The organism is Kineococcus gurbantunggutensis (assembly GCF_050871925.1).
In the GTDB taxonomy this organism is placed as follows: domain Bacteria; phylum Actinomycetota; class Actinomycetes; order Actinomycetales; family Kineococcaceae; genus Kineococcus.
In genome coordinates this window covers 1-2,098 of sequence record NZ_JBJLSG010000310.1, presented here as the reverse complement: position 1 = coordinate 2,098, position 2,098 = coordinate 1, and the positions used below count along the sequence as shown (strand labels likewise).

Here is a 2,098-nt window from a genome sequence, read left to right as displayed (position 1 = left end):
GTGCCGGCGCCGCCGCGCGCCCGGCGCGCGCGGGCGACCCGGAGCCCGGTGCGCGTCGGCGGCCCGTGGTGGAATGCGCCTCGTGCCCAGACCCCTGCTCCTCGCGGCCACGGCGAGCTACGCCGCCAACTGCGCGCTGGGCGGCGCGGTCGCCGCCCACCGCCTGGACACCTCGGGGGCGAGGTGGGTGCACCACGCGGTGTACGTGAGCACCGTCGTGCTGACGGTGGCGGCGGCGGTGCAGCTGGCGGTGCGCGGGGACCGCGCGCTGTGGCGCCTGGCCCCGGTGGCCGCGCCGCTGGCGGCGATCCCGTCGGTGTCCGCGCGCACCCGCGGGCACGTGCTGCTGGCCCTGACCGCCGCGCCGGCGTACGCCGCGGCGCTGACCGCCCCGCGGGGCAGGTGAGCGCGGTGGAGCTCCTGGAGGCCATCCACCGGCGCCGCACCACCAACGGGCACCTGCTGCCCGACCCGGTCTCGCCGGAGCACCAGCGCCTGCTGGTGGAGGTGGCCGGCCGCGCGCCCTCGCAGCTGAACAGCCAGCCGTGGCGGTTCGTGCTGGTGGAGGACCGCGGCACCATCGAGACCGTCGCGCGCATCAGCGGCGAGAGCATGACCGAGGCGATGAGCAGCGGCACGTTCTTCGAGCGCTACAAGCGGTGGTTCCGCTTCAGCGCCGAGGAGATGGAGCGCACCCGCTCGGGGATGCTGTTCGACCGGCTGCCGGCCCCGCTGCGCCCGTTCACCTCGCAGGTCTTCACCAAGCGGGGCCAGCGGGTGGTCAACGCGCTGCGCGTGCCGCAGGTGCTGGGGGAGGAGAACCGGCGCCTGGTGGCGGGCTCGCCGCTGCTGATGGGCGTCCTGCTGGACCGGGGGGAGTACCGGCCCGGGGAGCTGTCCTCGTTCTACTCCCTGTTCAGCATGGGAGCCGCGATGGAGAACGTCTGGCTCACCACGACCGAGCTGGGGATGGGCATCCAGTTCGTCTCGTTCCCCATGGAGGTCCCCGGCGCCTGGGAGCGCATCGCCGGGCTGCTGCGGGTGCCGGACGACCTGGAGCTGATGGCGGTGTACCGCCTGGGGTACCTGCCGCCCGAGCAGCGCCGACCGGCGATCGACTGGTCCAGCGGCCAGCGCAAGCGCGTGTCGCAGTACGTCTTCCGCGAGGCGTGCGACACCCCGCAGACGGGCTGGGACGAGCCCGCGCCCGCGCCTGGGGCGTCCGCGCAGCCCCCCGCCGCTGGGTAGGCTGGCACCGGCACGAGGTCGACCGACGGGGGTTCAGGTGGCGCGCAGCGCGCGGGGTGCGGCCGACGCCGCCGCGACGTCGACGCCGCGGCTGCTGACCGCGCCGGCCCGGGCCTCGCTGGCGGACTCCGTGCACGCCTCGCTGCTGACGTGGCTCATGGACGGGCACGCCGCGCCCGGCGAGTCGCTGAGCATCGACGGCCTGGCCCGCGAGCTGGGGGTGTCGCCCACGCCGGTGCGCGAGGCGCTGGTGCGCATCGAGTCCACCGGGCTGGTCGAGCGCGCCGCCCTGAAGGGGTACCGGGTGGCCCGGCTGCTGACGGACGAGGAGGTCCACGCCCTCGTCGACGCGCGCATCCTGCTGGAGTGCCGCACCGCGGAGCTGGCGGCGACCCGCATCGGCCCGCAGGAGCTGACGGCGGTGCGCGCGACGGTGGAGGCGATGACGGTCGCCCCCACGGGCCCGTCGTTCGCGGACTACCGGGCCTACCACGCCGCCGACCACGAGTTCCACCGCCTGGTCAGCGAGGCCGGCGGGAACCCGTTCCTGTCGGCGGCGTTCGCCAACCTCAACGGGCAGGTGCAGCGCTTCCGCCTGCGCCGCAGCCCGATGGCGGGCGTGACGGACGCCGACGAGGCGGTGCGCGAGCACACCGGCGTGCTGCTCGCGCTGGAGGCCGGCGACGCGGCGGCGGCGCGCGAGGCGATGCGCCGGCACCTGGAGGAGGTGCGCCGGCGCGTCCTGGCCGACCGCGGCGCCGGCTGAGCGCCCGACCGGGTTCCCGGCCGGGTTCCCGATTGTGTCTCCGGCCGGGCGCGCGAGGGGGCCGGCACCACCGCGGTGGTGCCG

3 protein-coding genes are annotated in these 2,098 nt (G+C 76.5%); all 3 read left to right on the top strand.

What is annotated here, in order from left to right:
• Positions 1-82: 82 nt before the first annotated feature.
• Genes ACRYR7_RS25310 through ACRYR7_RS25300 form a run of 3 tightly spaced genes read left to right on the top strand, consistent with a single transcriptional unit; the run spans position 83 to position 2,014 of the window.
• Entirely contained in the window at positions 83-406 is a 324-nt protein-coding gene (locus ACRYR7_RS25310) for a hypothetical protein (protein WP_432575146.1), read from the top strand.
• A gap of 5 nt (positions 407-411) precedes the next feature.
• Positions 412-1,248, top strand: a complete 837-nt coding sequence (locus ACRYR7_RS25305) for a nitroreductase family protein (RefSeq protein WP_432575145.1) — start codon at positions 412-414, stop codon at positions 1,246-1,248.
• Positions 1,249-1,285: 37 nt separating this feature from the next.
• On the top strand, positions 1,286-2,014 hold the full coding sequence (locus ACRYR7_RS25300) for a GntR family transcriptional regulator (RefSeq protein WP_432575144.1): 729 nt from the start codon (positions 1,286-1,288) through the stop codon (positions 2,012-2,014).
• The last annotated feature ends 84 nt before the right edge of the window (positions 2,015-2,098 follow it).